Genomic DNA, 19,871 nt, shown 5'->3' with positions numbered 1-19,871 from the left:
AACGGCCGCAGCCGTGGACCTGATGCGCCGGGAACCGCTGATGCTGGCGGCTCTGGGCCTGGCGTTCGGGACAGCGGTAGGAGCAATGCTTCCACGCACCGAATTCGAGGATCAACAGCTCGGTGAAACGAGCGACGCTATCCGCGACAAGGCGAACGACTTGCTCCATCAAGGCGTCGAAGGCGCCAAGGATGTTGCCGCTCAAGCCTACCAAACAGTCAAGGACGAGGCCGACAAAAAGGGCTTCGGCGCCGATCCTGCTTCGATCATCAACACAGTTTCTGACGTCGTCAAAACCGCAGCCTCGGAAACCGAAAAGGCCGTCAGGGACAAGATCAGCGACGCCAGCGGAGAGCGGGCGACGTGAGGTAGGTTTTCGGCTTGCTTTCACGATCAGGGCGCGCGTCCAAGCTAGCTGCAGCGTGGATGGCCAACCTCAAGCCACGTTGGTCCATGCCTGCCTTGCCAGGTCGCATTTAGCGACGCCGTACCGCCAGCGGTGCCAAGTGCATTGGCACAGAAAATCCAAGGCTCACGGCCCGCACAGCGGTCGCCTCAACCTGCCTCTGTAGTGAGCGCCTCCCAGCTCCGCGCCGGCGAGCTTTGCCCGGAAGCCATCTATCTGCTGCAGGATTGCACGGGCGCGGAAAGCTTTTCGCTTTGCTGCAGCTGGTCGTTCCGGTCACGCAATAGAGATCGCACGGCCGAATGGCGGAGATGGAACCCGAGTTGGCTAGGCTCGGTTTGGCATTTCTACGCGCGCTCGAACCACGTGGCTCACCGAGCCTGGAGCTGGTCGCGGCCAGCAGCTATTTTGACCGTCTGATGGATAATTCCAAGGTGGTGCGGAATCTGGCCCGGAATTTCCCGGGTCAGTTTGAGGAATTTCACAGGCTCTCGGCGGGCTGAGTTTCGAACTGCTGCGGGTGGCTTTGGCGGTGTTGGGAACTGGAGCATGCACCCCCCGGGCGTTAGCTCGGATGTCCGCTTTTGGGATGCGCCTAGGCTCAGCTCATAGACTTACATGGGGCGCATTTCAGACGGGCGGCAATGGGCCGCTTTGCGGACTGTCCGTTTTAGGGATGGCGAGAGTGGAAAGCGGACTGACGCGTCCGGCATATCGTGGACCCTTTGCGCCAAGAGCCAGCGTTGATAGTCGCCTGTCAGCGACTTCAAGTCTCGCGCCACGACAGCGCGTCTTGGTATGTCGGTTGCTCTAGTGCGGGTGCCTGATACAACCACCATCGACCCGTTTCATGGCGAGGGCATTATCTAGCCGCCCCCGCCATATGGAAGAATAGGTGCTAGACGCCACCAGTTACACTGCCTTGCTTAGCTGGAGTTCGTCGCTGAGTGCGCGTTCGTTGGGGTCGATCGGACCCAGGTTCTTGACGACCCGGAATCGACCGCCCTGCGCCTGCGCAATGTACATGTTCATGCGAACATGGTGCTGGCCGGGGACCATCTCGGCCCGGCCACCTGGTCCCTCGCTGATTCGCGCGTGATCGAGCGCCCGGATGACCGCATCGCGCTCCACCGTGCCGGCTTCGGTCACCGCCGCTTCCCACATCTTGATCGCTCGGTAGTGGCCGGTGCAGCCGCTGCCTGCGGTCAACATCGCGCTGCCGGGGAAACGGTCTTGGTAGCGATGCAAGAGGGCGCGGCCAAACGGATCATCGAGTTCCTGATAGTAGTCGAGGCAGCTGTAGAGGCCTTCGATCTGCTCGGACGGCACAAGATTGAAGAAGTTCTCGTCGAAGTAGGTGCAGATGATCTTGCCGCCCCGCTTGCCGAAGCCGGCCTTGTGCAATTCGTCGAGGAACGGCGTCAGGCCCGGCGGAACGAGGGTGTTGAATACCACCTCGGCGCCACTCGCCATGATCTGCTCGACCGTCCGCCGGAAATCGACTGTATCGAGGGGGAAATATTCCTCACCGACGATCTCACCGCCGTTCGCGCGCACAATCTGGCTCGCCGCCTTGTTCAGCAAATGAGGCCAGATGTAGTCGGCCGATGGCAGATAGAATGTCTTTGCCCCGGTCGTCTTCATGAACCATGGGATCAGCGGCTCGACCTGCTGCGCGGGCACTGGACCCGAGCAGAAGATCAGGGGATCGTTTTCCTGTCCCTCATACTGCTCGGTGTAGATGTAGAGCGTCCTGCCCCGCACGACTGCCTCGCTCTTGATGGCCTGGCGGGTCGAGCTGTAGATCCCGCCGACGACCAGGTCGACTTTGTCGACATCTATCAGTTTCGCGGTCCTTGCCTTGGCGACGGTGTCGGTGGTTTCGCCGTCCTCGATGACAAGCTCCAGCGGCCGGCCGAGCAAGCCGCCTTTGGCGTTGATGTCGTCGACGAGCATGGTGGTGAGGTTCGCATTTGCGATGCCCATGAAAGACAATGGGCCGGTGAGTTCGGCGATTAGGCCGATCTTGATGGGTTTCGGATCCATTTGATTTTTCCAAATCTGGGGTTCATCGGGCGCGCCGCCGCCGGGCGGCGGGCGGCGCTCAGGGCGGGACCTCAGGCTTCGTAATGGCCGAGGAGCAGTGCCGCCTGCGGCTTGCCGACATGGCCGGCTTCCTGCAGGATCGCTGGCACCTCCGGATCGGACACGAAATTCTTCCAGCCCTCGGCGTCCCAGTCGAAGATCGCCCAGACGCGATCGGGCTCGCTGGGGTCGCGGAAGACGGTCGCGCCGCTCGAGCCGTGCAGCCGACGCTTGTCGGCGCCCTTGGTCGAAAAGATACGGATGAAGTGGTCGACATCTGCCACTTTGGTCGTTGCGAGAAGCATCTGATTTCCTCCTGTCGGTCGCGGCCACCATTGGTCCGTCGACAGGATCACGATGCGCGCCCGTGAGCGGGTCCACATGGGGTGGATTCCCTATGCCTGCGTTTCGCCCGGTCGGATAAGGCCGTGCTCGACCGCATAGAGTGCCGCGGCGGCGCGGGTGGTCACGCCGATCTTGGAATAGACGTTCTGGATATGGTGGTCCGCGGTCTTGGGCGAGATATCAAGCTTGCGTGCCGCCTCTTTCGCCGTGAGCCCGGCGGCGATCAGGCGCAGCACCTCGATTTCGCGCGCCGTCATGCCGGCCAGCGCCCGCGGCAAAGCCCGCCGCGACTGCTGTCCCGCGAAAGACAACACGGCCTCTGCGGCGTCAGGGCAGATACAACCGTCACGCACGGCGGCGCGCAACTGCGTTGCCGCTGCCTCGCTCGATAAGGCCTTGCGATGTGGACGTTCCTCCCGTGATGTCTGGAAGGCTTCGGCTGCGGCCAGGATCCGTGCCGCCGGGGACAGGTCTGAGCCGCCGACCTTGCGGTGATAGCCCGAGCCATCCAGGCGTTCGTGATGGCGGAGCACGAGGGCGGCCATCGCATCGCCCTCGCGGCCGAACGAGGCCAGCGCCCGCTCACCATAATAGGCGTGAAGCTGCGCCGCGTCGCGCTCGCGCACCGACAGCGGACCGTTCCGCATCCAGGTCGCCACCGGCACGACGAGTTCGCCGATGTCATGGATGCAGCCCGACCAGCGCAGCGCGCGAACGTCAGGATCGGGCAACCCGCTCCGTTTGCCCGCACCCGTGGCCAGTTCCGACACCATCCTCGAATGGCCCTGCGTAAACGGCATGCGCATGTCGATCATGTCGGCTATGGCCAGGAACGCCTCGTCGCAAGCCTTCTCGTCAAGCGTCACCGGCGGATTGGGCTCAAGCGCCAAAATGGTCTCGCGGTCGACAGTCGCGCTGATGCCATCCATTAGGATCGCCGCATTGGACGAGACGAGTCGAGCCAGGCCCGCTTCGTATGGGCCATCGGCACGACCGGCGATGGTTTCGGCCATCCCTTCGATGCCGACGGCATCGCAAAGCGCGATGGCATCCTGCGCCAGCGTGATCAGGCGTACGGCGGGCAGGACATCGTCACTGCTCAGCCCACGCGGCAGGCCCTTGCCGTCCCAACGTTCGTAGATTTGCCCGAGATTGCGCCGGATCTCGTCCGACAGGCCGAGCCGCTCGCCTATCCGCTGCGCGACCTCGCAATGCGCTGTGAGCACCGGGCGCGCCACCACGAGCGCTTGCGACATCGCGGCCTCGATCGCCCTCGCCTGCGCGTCAGGCTCGAGATCGTAGTAGAACCGCTTGAACGCCTGCACGAAGACCCTGCCCAATTCCGCACGATTGCCCATGTCGAGGCCGACAAGGTCCTGGCGGAGCGCAATTTCGTCGCCGAAGGTGGCCGACAGAAGGTCCGTGTCGGCATTGCAGCCGACATAGCGCAGCATGGACTGGTGGTAGGCATTGCGCCGAACCTCATTGGAAACACCCGCAAGCTCGGCGATCCGCATTGCAAGTACGCAGGATTTCAGTGCGAAGTCGCGAGAATGGCCCGTGGCGAGGTCCGAAGCATAGGCCAGGACCATCATGAAATCCGCCCGGCGTATTGAGACGTCTGTCATCGCCCACCCCCAGTGAGCCTTATGCTAGCCGCGTGCGCCGTCCTTACCTAGGGGAAAAATTCCAAGCCTGATGTGGAGCCTGCGAGAAACAGAATGTTCGGTTTCTAGGCTTCATATATTTATCTGCCCCATCCATCATTGCCACCAACAATGGCTCCAACCTGCTGGTGACGCCGCATGCCGACGACAGCAAAAGATCGCGTCCTCAATAGTGGGTCTTGCGATGTAGCGCTCTACTGACTCGAACCCCGGGAAAAAGATTACCATTCATTGGGACAGTTTTTCGGCGTTCATCCTGACAGTCACGATTATACCTTCATTTGACCAATCCGTGACGATCGAGCCTCCAAGCTGGCCAGTCACACTGCGGTTCAGCAACTGGCTGCCGTACCCCTCCCTGCCGGACGACGCTACGAAGGGACCCCCGCGCTCGGTCCACACAATACAAACCTCGTTATCAGATGACGTTCCCGAGACGTCCAACATCCCCGATCTCACAGAGAGGGCGCCGTATTTGAGGGAGTTGGTAGCGAGCTCGTGGATCACAAGGGCCAAGGTCATGGCAGACTGTTCACCTACGCCCATTCGCGGAACGGCTACACGGATACGACCGCTGAAAGCTCCTTGATCATCATAGGGAGCCAGCAGAACGGCTATAAGATCACCGATCAGTGCGGCGCGGCCCTGGTTACCCGCTAGCGGTCGAACGACGTCGTGCGCCCTTCCTAGGGCGGTCAGCCGTTGTGTGAGTTCCCTCGCCATTTCCGTGACTGATGTCGCGGAGCGAGATGTGATGTTGGTCAAGCCAGTGGCAATCGCCAGCAGGTTCTTGACCCGGTGGCTCATCTCTCCCGCCAGGAGTTCATGCCCCTCTTCCGCCTGTTTGCGGCCGGTTACATCGAGGAATACCCCCGACATCTGCCCATTGTGCAATCCCTCGTCATTTCCAAGACCACGCGCAGAAATCCAACGAATTTCCTCGCCAAGGATGATGCGGAAATCGATTTCGTAGGCGCCTACCAGCGCCCGCGTTGCGGTGAATGCGGCACGCACCCTGTCCCGATCCGCAGGATGGATCCGGGACGATAAATCCTCGAATGTCACCTGATCCGCCTGTGGCAACCCCCACAACCTGAATCCTTGCTCATCCATGGCAAAAGCATCGGTTTCGACGCTCCATGACCAGAGAGCAACCCCGGCAGCATGCAAGGCGCGCTTGAGGTTATCAACCTGGTTGAGGGGATGGTCTTTGTCGCTGAACGGCATGACGACTTTCATTGGGCAAAATTTGCAAGCAGCGGTAGCCCAGGAAGCGTTGTACGTGCGTTGTTTGAGCAGGACAACAGGCCAGCTATAACGTCAGCGTCCGCCCAATCGCCACTTTCAGTTCCTGTTCGCTAAACGGCTTCCCCAGACGTTCGAATTTGCCTTTGTAGTCGTCTGGCATTTGCGCGTAGCCGGTGGCGATCAGGACCTTGATGTGTGGCCAGCGCGTCGTCGTCGTCGCGGCCAACGCGCCACCGGTCATTTTTGGCATCGAGTAGTCCGTTATGAGGAGGTCGATGCTTTCCTTATCAAGAATGGACAGGGCTTCTTCGCCCGATGTTGCCTCGAAGACCTGATGTCCGAGATCCTCGACCATCGTCACGGTGTTCAGGAGCACGAGAGCATCGTCATCCACGACAAGAACGCGCTTGCCATCCATTGCCGTGAACACCGGCACGGCGGCCGGTGGTTCGGGCGAACTGAGTTCACCGGGCGCCAGCGCTAGCCACAACTCCGCTCGCGTTCCGTTGCCGGGCTCGCTGGACAACACGAACCGTCCGCCTGACTGCTCGGCGAGCCCATGCACCATCGAGAGACCAAGGCCTGTCCCCTTGCCAACACCTTTGGTCGTAAAGAAGGGCTCAGCTGCATGAGACAACGTGGTGGCGTTCATCCCTTCGCCGGTATCGGTTACCGAAAGCACCACATAGCGTCCGGCCCGCCGAGCGTCGTCACGGGGAGAAGTCTCCTGCCGTTCGGCAGCTATGACCAGCGTGCCACCGTCTGGCATCGCGTCGCGCGCATTGACTGCTAGGTTGAGCAGCGCGAACTCAAGTTGCGCCCGGTCCGTATGGACCAGCGGCAGGGATACCGGAAACCGTGTCGTTACAACAATGGATGGGCCAAGGGTGCGATCCAGAATGTCCGCCATGCCACGCACGGTATCGACGAGATCGACGGCTTGCATCGCAAGTTCCTGCTTGCGGGCAAAAGCCAGCATGCGTTGCGTGAGGGCAGCGCCCCGCCGAGCCGCCTGGATAGCGTTATCAATAAACGGCGTAACCTGGGGATCAGGCTTGCTGCGTCGGGCGACAATCTCGAGACTGCCCAAAACGGCCATCAGGAGATTGTTGAAATCGTGTGCGACGCCCCCGGTCAACTGGCCGATCGCCTCCAATTTCTGGGACTGGAACAGGGCCTCGCGTGCCTGATCGAGCTGCCGCTGAGTGTCACGACGGTCCGTGATATCCCGAATGACCTTGGCGAAGCCGATGAGGTTGCCCCCATCATCGTAAATAGCGTCGATTACGACATGGGCAAAGAACAAAGACCCGTCTTTGCGAACGCGCCAGCCTTCCACCTCTGTGTTGCCCGCCGCCCGGGCAGTTTCGAGATTCTTCTGCGGCTCGCCACTCGCGCGATCTTCCTGAGTATAAAATAGCGAGAAATGCTGCCCGACGATTTCTTCCTCGGTATACCCCTTGATGCGCTCGGCGCCCGCGTTCCAGCTTACGACATTGCCCTCTGGGTCGAGCATGAACAGCGCGTAGTCCCTTACCCCTTTGACCAGCAACCGAAACTGCTCCTGACTTCGCCGCAGTACCGCTTCCTGGGCTCGCTTCTTCGTCAGGTCGCGTGTGATCTTGGCAAATCCCACCACGGTTCCCGCTGGATCAACAATGCGATCGATGACCACACTGGCCCAGAACCGCGAACCATCCTTGCGGTATCGCCATCCCTCCTCCTCGAAGTGCCCATCCCTGGCCGCCAGTTGGAGGTTGCGCTTGGGCACGCCCGCGTCGCGGTCCTCCTCGGAATAGAACCTTGCAAAGTTCTGCCCGACGATTTCCTCCGACCGGTAACCTTTGAAACGCTCCGCCCCCGCGTTCCAGCTTACAACGGTGCCATCTGGATCCATCAGGTATATGGCATAGTCGCTAATCGACTCAACGAGGAGACGATATCGGGCCTCGGAAGGCTCTACCGCATGCTGATCATTAAGCAGGCTCATCCCACACCCCGGCGCTCTGAAGGCACATCGGGTACGAACGGACCGGGTGAAATATAGTTCCACTCAACAAGTCCGCAGCGACAAGCCAATGTCGTTCCAGCCTCGGCCCCCCAAGGGGCGAAGACGAATGATGTGTGGGGAGCTAGGTGAGCTCGGTATAAAAATCGCAAATCAAATCGGCGACTTTAACGGCTTCAAAATCCGTCATGTGCGCCGCGGTCTCGACCGCAACCATTTCCATATCGTCTTGGTCGACAGCCATGAGATCAAGAATCTTGGCAAACTTGATTTTGAGCTCGCGGTCACCGTCGAATTCATCGATCGTCACATTGAGAATATTAACATTGGCATCAATCAGACGCGTTTGCACGCTCTCGGAGGAGGCAGCCAATGTCCTGATTGCAGCGAAAAAGTGCTCGCGCGCGTTGGCATATTTTTCGCCCATTTTCGTTCCTTCCGCGTAAATTTTGCGCTTTGGACGCCAAGCGCAGATTGCGTCATATGGGCGTCTACACACAGCAGTCAACCCAAACTGCGTCCTACCCCACCCGCGCCGACGAGAATCTTCGGCGATCACAAGCGTGCGGCCGCCCAGGCTTTCGTGTTTATGTTGGATAGTGGGTCTTGCAATGAGCCATCTAACGACCCGAAGCCGCGACATGTATGAGTTAGTCCTTGCTGCTCATCAGGTGAGAGAGCAGGCGCTTGCCGGCAAGTGCGGCCAAGTAAATGCACCATGCTTCGCTTCTTTCTGACGCGATCGACCGGCCTCCAGTACCCGACATGAGATGGCTTCCTGCTTGCTGGCGCAGGCAGCTTGTTGCGTGTGATGTAGCCAGCGTTAACGCCAAGGATCGAGTGGTTCAACGTTGACCCTCAGCGCATGGATCACCGCTGCAAACCATCCCGCTCCCGCCCCACTACTCACCCACATTGCGATGCCGTCGATCTAGGACTCGATCACACAAGCGTCTAGCCGACACCCGATTCGTTGGCGTATCGTTCGATCCTTGTGGCCAGATTTCTCACCCTGATCCTCGTTCGTTCTGCCAGGCCTTTTCGACACTGTTCTGTTCTTCGCCACCGTCCGGCCGGTTCAGCGTGACCGTGCAGCGGATGAGCGTATTCCAGTCGGGTCCGTGCTCGATGATCAAGTGCAGTTCGGTAATCTCTTCCAAGAAGTGCTCGATGGTGATGGGTCCATTCTCGTGCTGATATTCAAGCACGGCTTTCCACCGCTTGTCGCCGTGCAGCGTCACCACATTTGTCATCGGACACTCCCCGTCGGCGACACCGAATCTATCTTAAAACTCTTATACCGCTTCCCCGGTGTTACGCCGCTGCAGTCTTGTTATGGGATGCACGACGCAAGTACTGGATGCAGCGTCCGATCAGCACGGACGAATTGTTCGCGCCTCAAGCCCCTTATGGCCTCGACTGTAAGTGATCATCACCTTCTGGCCGACTTCGAGGTTTGCCACGCCGCTGCGGGTCAAAGTAGTCGCGTGGACAAACACGTCCTTCTCCCCGCCATCCAACGCAATGAATCCGAACCCCTTGTTCAGATCGTATCGCTTCACGACGCCGGCGGCTTCCTGCCCGTCGTGTTCCTGCATAGGAACCGAGGCTTCGGCGGATCGCTTCACAACCTTTGGGGAGGACGCACCGTCTCCCAGGCTTACAGAGACAACTTCGACAACTTGGGCTCCTTTCTGGCCGGGTTCGGTTCGGACCTTCAGGCGTGCCCCCTCGGGAAGGCTGTCATGTCCCGCAGCCTGCAACTTCGAGAAGTGAATGAAGGCATCGGAACCATCGCTGAGCCTCAAGAAGCCGAAACCCTTCTCCGCGTTTAACCAGAGTACCTCAGCATCATGTAAGAAGGTCGTCGCTGACGAAGTCTGGGGTGGTGCTGGCCTGCGGTCGAAATAACTCGGTTCCGAACTCTCATGATGATTATCGCTCTCGAAGCCTTGGCTCCGCGACTGACGGTGTTCCCGATATTTGCCCATTCCAGCACTGACCCTAGAGGAAAAGATTGCATTATCACCGGCAGTGAACAGCGAGCAATATCAATCCAGTTGCTGACGTGGCGCACTGGAAAACTCCCCCGTCGAAGGTGCGGGAGAAAATCCGTTCGATGGAATCGGTCAGGCATCAGCCCGATCTGGAGCCCCGCTGAAACCGCGTGAAGGATTATGCTTGCTCTAGCCTGTGAACTCATAAATGCGGAGTGACCAAGAGGGGTGGAATTCGGACGGTGCTTGTCAACCCGTAGCGAATTCAAGGAATTCAGGCTCTACGTAGATCGTGTGCATATACGACGGTTCACCTAATATCTCTCCGACATCCAAAGCAGCCATGCCGTCTAACATTTCCCTGACTGGGAACGTCTTTCCGAGGCATAAGCGGAAGAGAGTTGCGGTTTGAAGATCGTCTGCATCAACAAGATTTGGCGGCGTTCCAACTAAACGAACATGTGTTCCGACGCTGAAGGACCTTTGCATACATGGAGTTATATCGCTGCAGCCATTGTCCGCAATGGGGTCGTTCGCCTATTGGCGGCTTTTAAATTGCAATGGAATGTGATTCAGCCTCTGCATGAGCCGCTATGACCTGACCGATTCCGAATGGCTTGTGATCGAGCCGCTCTTGCCCGAGGTGTTGCCGCGCGTAGACGATCGCCGCGTGTTGAACGGCATCTTCTGGGTGCTGCGACCCGGTGCGCAATGGCGCGATCTGCCAGAGCGATACGGCCCCCGCACCACCTGCTACAATCGCTTTGTCCGATGGCGTAAAGCAGGTGTGTGGGACCGCCTCATGGACCCCGTCACCAAAGGCCATGACGGCAACGCGCAGATGATAGACACCTCCATTGTTCGCGTCCATCAGCAAGGTGCGACGGCAAAAAGGGGGGCGAGATCTTTGTCTCGGTCGCTCCCGAGGCGGGCTGAGCCAATGGTAGGCCGATCAAACTGATGCTCACGGCAAGTCAGATGAGTGACATCGCCTCCGCAGCAGACATGATCACGGATTTGCGTGAGGTTGCGATGCCGCTCGCCGACAAGGGCTATGATGCCAACGCCTTGCGCAACGCCGTCACCAGGCGAAATGCATGGGCCAATATCCCGCCAAGGCCAATCGCAAGGACCCGATCTGCTTCAGCCCCTTCCTCTACAAGGCGCGCAACCTCGTCGAACGCTTCTGCAACAAGGCCAAGCAGTTCCGTCGCATCGCAACTCGATACGACAAGCTGGCAGAAAACTATCTTGCCGCCCTCAAACTCGTCTCCGTCCGCATCTGGCTACGCGGTAATGAGCCTACGTCCTAGGGTGTGCGAGCACATTCGGGCGGGCTGATGCATGTGCCGGAATGAGCGTGCGATTTCGCGACAACTACATGGAAGCTTAAATTAAAAAGGTGCCGTAACGCGCAAAGGCCAACGAGGCGTTCTCGCGAAGGCTGCCGTTGGCGCTCAGACCTGATTGAATGTGAAGGATGTCAGAAGCGAAGTGACGAAGTTGCTGGCCTTCTCTTTAACGAGAAGCTCCGTCCACTCGTCGGTTCCTCTGAGCATCAGGCCAGTGTAAATGCTGTCGACCGCAGCCTCTTCGATGCGCTTGATATGTGACTTGAACGCAGCCTCGCCGTCTATCCTGTAGATATCCCTCACGACCATTCGCAGGATTTCCTGGATGGCGATCTGCCAGGCGGTATTGATGGTTTGAAGTTCGCTCGTTTTTTCGGACATCCAGATCTCCTTGATCTTGACGGCCATCGACAAGAGGCGGCGGAAGACGCGCGAGCTGGTGGGTCGGTCGGCCGGACATAAAAAAGGTCAGGCAATTCTGCCTGACCTCGCTTGGTCTCATGCTTTCAACAGTGCCAGTACATCCGTGGTCAAAGGAAAGCTGAACCCGATCAGACGGCCTGCAGGTTGCAGGCGGACATCTTGCCCGACTTGTTGTCGCGCTCCATTTCGTAGCCGATCTTCTGGCCTTCGACGATTTCGCGCATTCCTGCACGTTCGACGGCAGAGATGTGAACGAAAGCGTCGGCGCCGCCATTGTCAGGCTGAATGAAGCCGAAACCCTTGGTGGAATTGAACCATTTAACTGTGCCAGTGGTCATGATGAACCCTTTTCATAGCAATATTGGACGTCGGCAACGCGAGAGCGCTGCCGATTTGTGACGATGACGATTTTGAAGGGAAGGTTCGTTCAGGGCGCGGTGCCAAACGCGCGATAACCAAAGCTCAGCAAGCAATATCGACAATTGAATTCATATCCTCCCGCAATGGCGACGTCAACTTTTGGTTTTGGAAATTGTCACTTCAACTTTTTTGGCGTCGGCGCCGGTTTTGATCGGATCTTTTCTCGCTCCCGTCACATGAGTCCTGCTTTCGATGGCAACAGTACGGCTGCTTTCGCCTCAGCCAGGCGTGTCATCCTCATCGCTTTCCCTTAGCCGGCAAGGTTTGGCTTCGCCCTTTCATATGAGTGAGCTCGGTCATCGGACACAGCAAACGCGGCCGCTTCGGATCGGAGATATCGAGCATATCCCAGGGGATGCGATAGAAGCCATCGCGCCGGCGCAGGCTGAAAAGATCGAGTAATGCGGAGCCGATAGCGAAAGCAGAAAGCCGCTCGAGCGCGGCATAGATGCCTACGTGAAATTCGGTCACGACGAGATCGCCGCCTACCTGTTCGGCGCGTATCTCCTCGATATGGCCTACGCTTTTGCCGCGTGGCGACAGCACGCGCCTGCCGGAAAGATGTTCGAGGTTGACGGTGGTGGTCATGCCTACGCCCCCGGTCCGCCAAGATGGGCTGAGCGTTGCATCGAGCGATATCAGCGGTCGTTCTGTCGCCGCTTTCGCTCGGCTTCGATTTCTTCGGGTTCCTTGTCGTCGATCTTGGCTGTCGTGCTGTCTGCCCCCACCGAGGCGCGTAGCGGTTCGTCGAGCTTGGCATTCAGGGCTACGGCCGCAGCCGTGGACCTGATGCGCCGGGAACCGCTGATGCTGGCGGCTCTGGGCCTGGCGTTCGGGACAGCGGTAGGAGCAATGCTTCCACGCACCGAATTCGAGGATCAACAGCTCGGTGAAACGAGCGACGCTATCCGCGACAAGGCGAACGACTTGCTCCATCAAGGCGTCGAAGGCGCCAAGGATGTTGCCGCTCAAGCCTACCAAACAGTCAAGGACGAGGCCGACAAAAAGGGCTTCGGCGCCGATCCTGCTTCGATCATCAACACAGTTTCTGACGTCGTCAAAACCGCAGCCTCGGAAACCGAAAAGGCCGTCAGGGACAAGATCAGCGACGCCAGCGGAGAGCGGGCGACGTGAGGTAGGTTTTCGGCTTGCTTTCACGATCAGGGCGCGCGTCCAAGCTAGCTGCAGCGTGGATGGCCAACGTCAAGCCACGTTGGACCATGCCTGCCTTGCCAGGTCGCATTTAGCGACGCCGTACCGCCAGCGATGACCTGTCGCGGCCCTGCGACTCTGGTAGAAAAGGACCAGCCGAGTGCCCTCGATGACTACGGTCGAGTGACCATTTTCACCTGGTTCTCCAGGGTCAAGAACCGGCCCGACCGTGCGGTAAGGGCCCTCGACATGCTCGGCGAGGGCGAAAAAGACCCGCTGGCGGCTGCCGCGTGGCCCTTCGGGGAGAAAGCATGTCGCGTTGAGAAGAATGCGCCCGCCCGGGAGCTCGACAAGCTGCGCACCCTCGATGCCCCATTCATAGTCAGGATGCTCACGCGAATTGTGGTGAGACAAATCGGTATGGTCGAGTTATCTTGCCCACCCGCTTCCACGGCCCAAACCACGAATCCGACTGGCTGCGCGCGAGATAGATGTCGGGCTGCGGAACCTTGGTAAACCGTGGCATGCCTGAATAGACGATGTAGCGCTTGCCACCGATCAGGGCCGGATGCGGATCGTAGATCCCGTCCTCATCCGTACCGGGAAGTGCATCGATCGCGGACCCCATCACAGTCCAATCGAAGCCGTTGTCCGAGACAACATGCTCACAGCGGCCGCCCGATTTCATGAACTCGGTCTGGATGAACATATGAAAGAGCGAGGTGACGACAGATCGATATCGGAGCCCGCGATCAACCTTGAATTTTCGGGCGCGTTCCCATCGGACTATGTCCCCGACGCCACCGTCAGACTAAACCTCTATTCCCGGCTGCAACGCTTCGAGCGCGCAGCTGAGATCGATGCCTTCGCCGATGAATTGGAAGACCGTTTCGGCGCTCCGCCACCAGAAACGATCATGCTCATTGAGTTGGCCCGGTTGAAACAAGCCGCCGCTGGCGCCGGCATCGTCAGGATCGGCGCCGGCCCCGCAGCCATCGCCATCGAGCTCGCGAAGCTGGACTCGAAGCTTCTAGCCCGTCTGCAAAAGCACCCAGATTGCAGCCCACGCGAAGACCGCGTGATATTCAAAATCGCGACGACACCGGGGCCGGGACGTTTGCGCGCCGCGAGAAAGCTTGTCGATCTTTGCCGGGCGGCAACGACCTAAACAAGCCGAATCTTTGTCAGCAGGGTTGGCAAAGAAAGTGTCCTTCGCAACGGAGCGCTTCGACCAGAAGAAGTGTCGCGCCGAGGCAGTCGCCGGAAGCCTGCTCAGCCATGGTGAGGAGGGACCAGCGAACCAACGGTTGGGTGAAGTCATCGAAAGCGTGACCCGCAAAATGGCAGATTACCGCTTGCCCCAATTTGTCGAGAGCCATCAGTCCAAGGCCCCCGGTCGGATAGGCTAGCGCGGCGATGCGTTGGAGGTGTCGATCCCCATCGACACGAAGCTCGAAGAGGACCACGCCCTGAGTGCGCTCGGCGACGAGGTTAACCTTGTCGGAGAAAGGGCCTGGCATGTGGCGGATGGTGCCGACCACCATCTCAAACATGATCTCATCCAAGCCTGCGGAAATCATGTGGCGAGCTTGCAGGACTCGTCGGCAACCACAACAGTCAAAAGCACTTGTGCACAGCTAAACAACGCACTGATATAAAGCCGAAATCTGCGTTCACGGATCGCCGCCAACAGGGTCGCCGAGGGTGACTGGTGCGCATCAGCGGCTTTTGCATCATGCGCGCGTCGGGGGTTGGATGGGGAAGACATTTGTCCAAACAGCCCGCTCCTCACCGACGGCCTCTCGGGTCGGCAGCCGGAGCTCAGAGGTTCTTGTTGATCTTGGCCGCGACCTTGTTTGTGGCGTCCTTGACAGCCGATTTTGCATCGCCGACCGCCTTTTGTACTTTGCCCTTGGCTTCCTGCGCCTCGCCTCCGTCCCTGAGCCTGTCATTGCCTAACGCTCTGCCAACGCCTTCCTTGGCTTTTCCAACCGCCTGGTTAGCTAGACCCGAGGCCTTGTCGCTCTTGCTGCCCATAGAAATATTCCTCTTCGTTGGCTGTAAACCGTGGCCACCCGCAACGTCAGAGTCATCGAGAAGTTCCAGGGCTTTGCCAGGGAGAATGATTGAGCCAATGGCTTCATCGCCTCGACCTTTCGGGCTCGCCCTCGCCGCACACGGTCGCCTCTCCCGATAAACCTGGAGTGATGCGCAGCGTGGGTTTCGTCGGCATGCGGACACCGTACGCACATCGTTCTTCGAGAGACTTCTCGATGAGCATGTCACCTGCGAAACGGCAGGACCTAGTCCGCGTTGTCAGGTGATTAACTACCTCGTTGGCAAAGGGGGCCCCGGCTGACGATGTCACCTTGATCCGTCAATACAGAGCGTTGTGGGAGAGCTATGGCGTCGATCCGGTCAACATCAAACTCGACGCTGAGGCCGTCGCGTCGAGGTTCATTTTGTCTGGCCGACGGCGTTTCGAACTAGCTAGCTTCCTTGCAGAAGTTGATGGCGTGGCCCGTCGGGTCACTGGCCTGTCAGGTTCGAACGTCTACCCTGCCCCAACGTAGCGGTTCCATCCCGGCCGGGGACCACCGCGTCCGGGCGATTCATTGTCCACAACATAAGCGGAATGCTTTTCATCAACCTTTTGCGGGTCGGAACAAAGGCGAATGATCACATTCATCTGCTGAAGGGACACCGTAATCAGCAGACAGGACTATAAACATGAAGGCTTTGATCTTGAGCGCCGTAGCGCTTTCTCTTGGCATCCCGGCTATCGCCACGGCCGCCGAGGCTGATGTGGTGATCACGTCGCATCACCGTCACCACCATCGCGCCGTTGTCTATAATGACGAGGGAGGTCGGCTCCATCATCGCCATCATGGGCATGTCGCATTCTATGACAATGGCGAGCGTGCGTGGCGCCACCGCCATCACCGCCGGGATACGGTCATCGTGACGATGGGTCACCGTCGCCATCACCATCGACATGTCGTCATCGATCAGGGCAACGACTAGGCCGCGTGCGTGCCCGGCTCCGCTATATTGAAAGGCTCGAGCCGGGCGCACCGCAATCTGCCGGGCTTTCTTCTCGCTGGCTTTGTGGCTAAAAACTACTGACCCATCCCGAACTTGTAGGTCAGCCTAGCCATCACGGCATCAACTTTTGCGTCGGTGCGATAGGTCTCAGGATTAGCACCGAGGCTGCCGTTATCGAACACGTTGTTGCCCGTGCTCGTCTTATGACCGAGGTCAATGTGGGTGTAGTCCACGCCGAGCGAGAGGTTGTTCGTAACGGCGTAGTCGATGCCGGCGCCAAGCGCATAGCCGTTCTGCCACTCTTTTTTCTCGTAGGTCACGAGAGCGTCGTTGTCTCGGGCTCGGAAATCCACCTTGCCGCCAGCATAACCCGCCTTCGCGTAAATGAGCACGCGATCGAAGGCATAGCCGACGCGGCCAACGACCGTTGCGTAATTCGAGATTTTGGCGGTCTCGGTGTCACTGTCCGGGAAATAGGGACTGGTGATGGTTTTGCGGATGCCCGTGGCAGTCCAAGTCGCCTCGCCTCCCAGCACGAATTGCCCCCACTGCCATTGCGCGCCTGCATGAATACCTCCAGCGACGCCGGCTTTGTTGAAGTCAAAGCCTTCCGTGCCGGCCGGAACCGCGTCGGTGAAAAAACCACCGTTCGGCTCCGTTACGTCCGTCGCCGTGATGTCACCATTGGCAACGCCGAGGTGGCCGCCGACATAGAAACCGCTCCAGTCGTAGGCCGACCCAGCGATCGGCGCCACCATGTCGGCTGCTGAGGCTGTGCTTGCCGACAAGGCTGCAAAGGCGACAACTGCTAAGAATCTATTCACGATTTTCTCCCAACCCAAGACAATCCCTCACATATAGTAATAGCCGGGTCCGTCCTAAAAGTGTGTGATGTTTTTGCCACAAACACATATTAGTTGCCACCATTAGGCTAGCGGCATTTCGAGGTTGGGTATCACTCCGGCACTTGCGAAAGGCAAGGTGATGCCAAGTATAGCCTGGTGGTCGCCGCTCTTGCCGAGGATCCGCAGGCAGGCCATGTCGACCTTATGTTGGGCGATGGCGACTATCCTTGGGCATGTACGTTTTGGCGTCGACCGGCAGCCAGCGAAGGCAAACGGCATCACCAGCGCCGAAATCGAGGAAGAGACCGGAGGCGTCTATGAAATAGTGCTCGCACGTGACTGCTCTGCCGTCAGGTTTCGCCCCTCACGTAGCTGCTGCCGACCAACAGCGGACAGGGCGGAAGATATAGACGGCGAAATCATCGTGCTGAACGAGGCCGGCCTGTCGGACTTCGGCGCGCTACGCAAAGCCATCACCACCCGGCAACATGACCTTTATTTCGTCGCCTTTGATCTCCTGCATATCAACGGCCATTATCTTCGCGACATGCCGCTGGAGGAGCGTCGCGAGATTCTTTCCGAGATGATCCTCGAGGGCCAGCGCATCCCAGCTCAGCCAGCGGTGTTGGGGTAGCTTCAGCGTGCCCGCTGTCATGAATGCGTTTGCCAAGGCGCACTGATCAGGGCTGAAGGGGAACCCCGCCCGGTGTTGATCAGGCTAGTTGATCCCAGCACAACTCCAGAAGGACTGCCCGTTGCCGGAAGGTGGCGGGCATTTTGTTTTAGCCTGTGCTACAATGCTATTGTCCAACGAGGCTGGCGCCTATGCGGCTTTTGCTGTTTTCAATGGTGGTGCTGCTCTTCATGGGCAGCGGCTTTTGGCTGGCGGCCGAACTTGTGGTCGGGGGCGGTTGACAAGAATTGTCGACGTAATGCAGTTTCTCGCCGAGGGTAAAGCGAGGAGCGCCACTATGAAGAGAGCCTATGAGAAGCCCGCGCTGATTAAGCGCGAGCGCCTGTCGGTTGTGACAGCCGCCCCAAGTCTGTCAGTTCCGCCGCCGCCTCCGCCGCCATGAGTTCTGCCTGACTTTCTATCAAAGCCCGCTTGCCCTGACCGGCAGGCGGGCCTTTCTTATTTTGATCGAGGGAAACTGAGGATTGTCGCGGGCACTGTCTCCAATGGCTCATGGCCAGGAACTTCATGCCACATGACTTGGCGCAAATTGCGCTGATCGACCTTCTGGCCGCAGTTCGGGCATTTGTAGAAATGGTCCGCTTCAGGAATGACGCCGCCTCCGTGCAGTGTGCCGGCGATCGGTGGACCAAGGTCCGAAGGCGTCGTCAATTCCGTGACGTCTGGACGCTGGTCAGGTCCGACGAGGCTGTACTCGTATACGGCCGCCTGCTCTTCATTGACCACGCGGAACCAATGATCCTGCATCGCTCTTGGCGATACTTGTTGTCCGGCCACGACCTCGGCGGCCTTCATCGGATCGTCCTCCAAGACCACGCCAGCTGACACCACCGCGTCGGCGTAAATCTCTTCCACCACGTACTTCGTCGTCGGGTCCTTTAGCTCCACAGATGGGTGGCAACGTTGATTGTCCCCCCTTTGTTGCACTGGCGCACACGAATGGAGTTTGGAGTTTTGGAACCATTTAGATAAAGCTAATTGAATCGCCGGTCGCGAGTGCCGTGTATGCGTTTGAAGTTCATTGAACCGCTGATGCCGACCTTGGTTAACAAACCTCCCGAGGGCGACGCTTGGATTCACGAAGTCAAGTTCGACGGCTACCGCTCTCAGATCATCAAGGATGAAACCGGCGTTCGCGTCTTCACCCGCCGCGGGCTGGACTGGACGGGCAAATACCGAGACCTCGCCAAGGCGGCCGGCGACCTCGAGGTGGAAAGTGCGATCATTGACGGCGAAATCATCGTGTTGAACGACGCCGGGCTTTCTGACTACGGGGCACTGCGCAAGGCGATCACCAGCCGGCAACATGACCTCTATTTCGTCGCCTTCGATCTTCTGCACATCAACGGCCACCATATTCGCGACATGCCGCTGGAAGACCGGCGCGAGATCCTGGCCGAGATGATCCCTGACGGGCAGCGCATCCAGTTCAGCCAGGCGCTCGCGGGCGAGGCCAGCGCCATCTTCCACCTGATCGACCAGGCCGGCATGGAAGGCATGGTCTCGAAAAGGCGCGACAGCAAATATCGCTCCGGCCCGTCAACGAACTGGCTCAAGGCGAAATGCTATACGGTCGAGGAATACGAGCTGTTAGGCGTCGAGCGAGAGCCCGGAAAGCCGGCCTTTGCCTTGATGGCGGATCGGACGACCGGGCGCTATGTCGGTTCGGCCTTCATCAATTCCAGCCGCGCGATCCGCGAGCGCCTGTGGGAGCGCGTCCAAGAGCACGCCGGGCCGGCGCCCAAGGGGATGAAGCGGCCGGCGACGCAATGGGTGAAGCCGGGGATCATCGGGCGCGTGAAGCACTTGCGCGGCGAGGAGGATTTGCGGCACGCTTCGCTGCAGGATTTTCGCGAGGAAGATTGACCCCTGGAGACTCATGCTGGAGCACGGATATGACCCTCGCGCTTAAGAAAGCAAAACCCTATCCGTCAGGTGTCGATCCTACGCAAATCAGTGCCAACAATCGGAGCGTCGAACGACAAGCCGGCTCCCCGTAGTGGAAAGGCGTGAGGAAATCGGCACGCATAAAACCCTCAGTCCCGATAGGCACTACTTGGTACCAAGCGCCGGTATCTCGCGTGTTCCTTCAGTTCGCCGACAACAAAGAAACCCTATTCCCGGGTGGATCTGTCCTCCAAATCCATAACACGTGTTAATATAATAACCACCACAATTACACTT

21 protein-coding genes and 3 pseudogenes are annotated in these 19,871 nt (G+C 58.9%); 7 read left to right on the top strand and 17 right to left on the bottom strand.

Annotated features, from left to right (window positions below; translation table 11 throughout):
- Both EN845_RS07215 and EN845_RS07210 read left to right on the top strand, forming a co-directional pair.
- Window positions 1-367 (top strand): annotated as a pseudogene (locus EN845_RS07215) (hypothetical protein); the annotation flags it as partial.
- A 341-nt stretch (window positions 368-708) separates the two neighbouring features.
- The gene (locus tag EN845_RS07210) at window positions 709-909 is read left to right on the top strand and encodes a plasmid partitioning protein RepB C-terminal domain-containing protein (protein ID WP_135907018.1); all 201 of its coding nucleotides are present in this window, start codon (window positions 709-711) and stop codon (window positions 907-909) included.
- 409 nt (window positions 910-1,318) lie between these two features.
- On the opposite strand, the gene EN845_RS07205 is transcribed toward EN845_RS07210, so the two are convergent.
- The 8 genes from EN845_RS07205 to EN845_RS36620 all read right to left on the bottom strand — a co-directional run bounded on the left by EN845_RS07205 (window position 1,319) and on the right by EN845_RS36620 (window position 9,750).
- Complete coding sequence (locus EN845_RS07205; RefSeq protein WP_135907016.1) at window positions 1,319-2,452, bottom strand: substrate-binding protein; 1,134 nt, start codon at window positions 2,450-2,452, stop codon at window positions 1,319-1,321.
- A 71-nt stretch (window positions 2,453-2,523) separates the two neighbouring features.
- Complete coding sequence (locus EN845_RS07200; protein ID WP_135907014.1) at window positions 2,524-2,796, bottom strand: hypothetical protein; 273 nt, start codon at window positions 2,794-2,796, stop codon at window positions 2,524-2,526.
- Between the two features lie 90 nt (window positions 2,797-2,886).
- Window positions 2,887-4,464, bottom strand: a complete 1,578-nt coding sequence (locus EN845_RS07195) for an HD domain-containing phosphohydrolase (RefSeq protein WP_135907012.1) — start codon at window positions 4,462-4,464, stop codon at window positions 2,887-2,889.
- Between the two features lie 267 nt (window positions 4,465-4,731).
- The gene (locus EN845_RS07190; protein WP_135881131.1) at window positions 4,732-5,730 is read right to left on the bottom strand and encodes a sensor histidine kinase; all 999 of its coding nucleotides are present in this window, start codon (window positions 5,728-5,730) and stop codon (window positions 4,732-4,734) included.
- A gap of 85 nt (window positions 5,731-5,815) precedes the next feature.
- Window positions 5,816-7,741, bottom strand: a complete 1,926-nt coding sequence (locus EN845_RS07185; RefSeq protein WP_135907010.1) for a PAS domain-containing sensor histidine kinase — start codon at window positions 7,739-7,741, stop codon at window positions 5,816-5,818.
- 142 nt (window positions 7,742-7,883) lie between these two features.
- Window positions 7,884-8,186, bottom strand: a complete 303-nt coding sequence (locus EN845_RS07180) for a hypothetical protein (protein ID WP_135880727.1) — start codon at window positions 8,184-8,186, stop codon at window positions 7,884-7,886.
- Between the two features lie 580 nt (window positions 8,187-8,766).
- Complete coding sequence (locus tag EN845_RS07175; RefSeq protein ID WP_135880728.1) at window positions 8,767-9,012, bottom strand: hypothetical protein; 246 nt, start codon at window positions 9,010-9,012, stop codon at window positions 8,767-8,769.
- A gap of 120 nt (window positions 9,013-9,132) precedes the next feature.
- Entirely contained in the window at window positions 9,133-9,750 is a 618-nt protein-coding gene (locus EN845_RS36620; RefSeq protein WP_135907008.1) for a cold shock domain-containing protein, read from the bottom strand.
- Between the two features lie 589 nt (window positions 9,751-10,339).
- On the opposite strand from EN845_RS36620, the pseudogene EN845_RS07165 reads away from it, so the two are divergent.
- Window positions 10,340-11,069: pseudogene (locus EN845_RS07165) on the top strand (IS5 family transposase).
- A 144-nt stretch (window positions 11,070-11,213) separates the two neighbouring features.
- Here EN845_RS07165 and EN845_RS07160 read toward each other — a convergent pair.
- From EN845_RS07160 to EN845_RS07150, 3 genes are all read right to left on the bottom strand, one after another.
- Window positions 11,214-11,489, bottom strand: a complete 276-nt coding sequence (locus EN845_RS07160; RefSeq protein ID WP_135907006.1) for a hypothetical protein — start codon at window positions 11,487-11,489, stop codon at window positions 11,214-11,216.
- 170 nt (window positions 11,490-11,659) lie between these two features.
- Complete coding sequence (locus tag EN845_RS07155; protein ID WP_027145347.1) at window positions 11,660-11,869, bottom strand: cold-shock protein; 210 nt, start codon at window positions 11,867-11,869, stop codon at window positions 11,660-11,662.
- A 319-nt stretch (window positions 11,870-12,188) separates the two neighbouring features.
- On the bottom strand, window positions 12,189-12,539 hold the full coding sequence (locus EN845_RS07150; RefSeq protein WP_135907004.1) for a hypothetical protein: 351 nt from the start codon (window positions 12,537-12,539) through the stop codon (window positions 12,189-12,191).
- A gap of 219 nt (window positions 12,540-12,758) precedes the next feature.
- Between EN845_RS07150 and EN845_RS07145 the strand changes: the two genes are divergently transcribed.
- A complete protein-coding gene (locus EN845_RS07145; protein ID WP_135907002.1) occupies window positions 12,759-13,085 on the top strand; it encodes a hypothetical protein in 327 nt (108 codons plus the stop codon).
- Window positions 13,086-13,494: 409 nt separating this feature from the next.
- On the opposite strand, the gene EN845_RS36045 is transcribed toward EN845_RS07145, so the two are convergent.
- Complete coding sequence (locus EN845_RS36045) at window positions 13,495-13,812, bottom strand: hypothetical protein (RefSeq protein ID WP_245511662.1); 318 nt, start codon at window positions 13,810-13,812, stop codon at window positions 13,495-13,497.
- Between EN845_RS36045 and EN845_RS07135 the strand changes: the two genes are divergently transcribed.
- Window positions 13,813-14,271, top strand: coding sequence for a TRCF domain-containing protein (locus EN845_RS07135; RefSeq protein ID WP_167531278.1), 459 nt, complete (start codon window positions 13,813-13,815; stop codon window positions 14,269-14,271).
- A gap of 16 nt (window positions 14,272-14,287) precedes the next feature.
- Here EN845_RS07135 and EN845_RS07130 read toward each other — a convergent pair whose 3' ends face one another.
- The 4 genes from EN845_RS07130 to EN845_RS07115 form a co-directional block, all read right to left on the bottom strand.
- Window positions 14,288-14,656 (bottom strand): hypothetical protein, encoded by a 369-nt coding sequence (locus EN845_RS07130; RefSeq protein WP_135906998.1) that lies wholly within the window; start codon window positions 14,654-14,656, stop codon window positions 14,288-14,290.
- A gap of 268 nt (window positions 14,657-14,924) precedes the next feature.
- On the bottom strand, window positions 14,925-15,140 hold the full coding sequence (locus EN845_RS07125) for a CsbD family protein (RefSeq protein WP_135906996.1): 216 nt from the start codon (window positions 15,138-15,140) through the stop codon (window positions 14,925-14,927).
- A gap of 672 nt (window positions 15,141-15,812) precedes the next feature.
- Entirely contained in the window at window positions 15,813-16,100 is a 288-nt protein-coding gene (locus EN845_RS36760) for a hypothetical protein (RefSeq protein ID WP_167531277.1), read from the bottom strand.
- Window positions 16,101-16,222: 122 nt separating this feature from the next.
- A complete protein-coding gene (locus tag EN845_RS07115; protein ID WP_245511661.1) occupies window positions 16,223-16,972 on the bottom strand; it encodes an outer membrane beta-barrel protein in 750 nt (249 codons plus the stop codon).
- A gap of 427 nt (window positions 16,973-17,399) precedes the next feature.
- Here EN845_RS07115 and EN845_RS07110 point away from each other — a divergent pair.
- Window positions 17,400-17,600: pseudogene (locus tag EN845_RS07110) on the top strand (ATP-dependent DNA ligase); the annotation flags it as partial.
- Window positions 17,601-18,125: 525 nt separating this feature from the next.
- On the opposite strand, the gene EN845_RS36035 reads toward EN845_RS07110, so the two are convergent.
- Complete coding sequence (locus tag EN845_RS36035; RefSeq protein ID WP_245511660.1) at window positions 18,126-18,542, bottom strand: hypothetical protein; 417 nt, start codon at window positions 18,540-18,542, stop codon at window positions 18,126-18,128.
- A 150-nt stretch (window positions 18,543-18,692) separates the two neighbouring features.
- On the opposite strand from EN845_RS36035, the gene EN845_RS07095 reads away from it, so the two are divergent.
- A complete protein-coding gene (locus tag EN845_RS07095; RefSeq protein ID WP_135880737.1) occupies window positions 18,693-19,553 on the top strand; it encodes an ATP-dependent DNA ligase in 861 nt (286 codons plus the stop codon).
- Window positions 19,554-19,871: the final 318 nt, after the last annotated feature.

Source organism: Mesorhizobium sp. M8A.F.Ca.ET.202.01.1.1, assembly GCF_004791595.1.
GTDB lineage: Bacteria > Pseudomonadota > Alphaproteobacteria > Rhizobiales > Rhizobiaceae > Mesorhizobium.
The sequence above is the reverse complement of the archived record's forward strand: the minus strand, read 5'-3'. Positions and strand labels throughout refer to the sequence as shown.